This is a genomic window from Pseudomonas sp. SDO5532_S415, from assembly GCF_054071155.1.
This window is the reverse complement of the sequence record NZ_JBSVWS010000342.1, coordinates 1-1873: the sequence shown is the minus strand read 5'-3', so window position 1 is coordinate 1873 and position 1873 is coordinate 1. Positions and strand designations below refer to the sequence as shown.

General features: G+C 62.3%; 1 protein-coding gene. It reads left to right on the top strand.

Features of this window, described 5'->3' with window-relative positions; genetic code table 11:
* Positions 1 to 98 precede the first annotated feature (98 nt).
* The gene (gene betA, locus ACW9HW_RS29955) at positions 99 to 1799 is read left to right on the top strand and encodes a choline dehydrogenase (protein ID WP_457402943.1); all 1701 of its coding nucleotides are present in this window, start codon (positions 99 to 101) and stop codon (positions 1797 to 1799) included.
* Positions 1800 to 1873 lie beyond the last annotated feature (74 nt).

Sequence of the window (1873 nt, the reverse complement as noted above, 5' to 3'; positions counted from 1 at the left end):
AAGTACGCGTTCCACTGTGGGAGCGAGCCTGCTCGCGAATCGAGTGCGCAGCACTCGCCATGGCCTGACCTGAACCAACTTCAAAGAGGGTGCATTCAATGTCCCAAGAATTCGATTACATCATCATCGGTGCCGGCTCGGCCGGTAACACCCTGGCGACCCGTCTGACTGAAGACGAAGGCGTCACCGTCCTGCTGCTCGAAGCGGGCGGCCCGGACTACCGCATGGACTTCCGCACGCAGATGCCTGCCGCGCTGGCGTTCCCGCTGCAAGGCCGTCGCTACAACTGGGCCTACGAAACCGATCCGGAGCCACACATGGACGGTCGCCGGATGGAGTGCGGTCGCGGCAAGGGCCTGGGTGGTTCCTCGCTGATCAACGGCATGTGCTACATCCGCGGCAACGCCATGGACTACGACGGCTGGGCGAAACTGCCTGGGCTGGAAGACTGGACCTACCTCGATTGCCTGCCGTATTTCCGCAAGGCGGAAACCCGTGACATAGGCCCGAACGACTACCACGGTGGTGAAGGTCCGGTCAGCGTGACCACGCCAAAAGCCGGCAACAACCCGTTGTTCCACGCCATGGTCGAAGCCGGCGTGCAGGCCGGTTACCCGCGCACCGAAGACCTCAACGGTTACCAGCAGGAAGGTTTCGGTCCGATGGACCGCACCGTGACGCCCAAAGGCCGTCGCGCTTCCACCGCTCGCGGGTACCTGGACGTGGCCAAGAAGCGTTCGACCCTGACCATCGTCACCCACGCCCTGACCGACAAGATCCTGTTCGAAGGCAAGCGTGCGGTCGGCGTGCGTTACCTGGTCGGCGCGACTGAAGAACGCGTTGAAGTCAAGGCACGCAAGGAAGTCCTGCTGTGCTCCGGCGCCATCGCTTCGCCGCAGATCCTGCAACGCTCCGGCGTCGGCCCTGCCGAGCTGCTGAACAAGCTCGACATTCCAGTGGTCCACGACTTGCCGGGCGTCGGTGAAAACCTGCAGGACCACCTTGAGTTGTACCTGCAATACGCTTGCACCCAACCGGTCTCGCTGTACCCGTCGCTGCTCCTGCACAACCAGCCGGCCATCGGTGCCGAGTGGCTGTTCAACGGCACCGGCATCGGCGCCAGCAACCAGTTCGAAGCCGGCGGTTTCATTCGTACCCGTCCGGAATTCGAATGGCCGAACATCCAGTACCACTTCCTGCCGGTAGCGATTAACTACAACGGCAGCAATGGTGTGAAAGAGCACGGTTTCCAGGCGCACATGGGCTCCATGCGTTCGCCGAGCCGTGGTCGCATCCAGGTCAAGTCCAAGGACCCGCGCCAGCACCCGAGCATCCTGTTCAACTACATGGCCACCGAGCAGGACTGGCAGGAATTCCGCGACGGCATCCGCCTGACCCGTGAAATCATGCAGCAACCTGCACTGGACGCCTTCCGCGGCCGCGAAATCAGCCCGGGCATCGAAGTACAAACCGATGAGCAGCTGGACACGTTCATCCGTGAGCACGCCGAAACCGCGTTCCACCCGTCCTGCTCGTGCAAGATGGGCACCGACGAGATGGCCGTGGTCGATGGCGAAGGTCGCGTGCATGGCATGCAAGGCCTGCGCGTGGTCGATGCCTCGATCATGCCGATCATCACCACCGGCAACCTGAATGCGCCGACGATCATGATGGCCGAGAAAATCGCCGACAAGATCCGTGGCCGCCAGCCATTGCCGCGCAGCAAGGCCGCCTATTATGTGGCCGGCGATGCGCCGGTGAAGGGCAAGCCGGTGCGTGAAGTCAGCCAGACCGCGTAATACCGTTACACCGTATTACGGCTATTCGCGAGCAGGCTCGCTCCCACATAAGACCTGAGTTATTCACAGGTCCA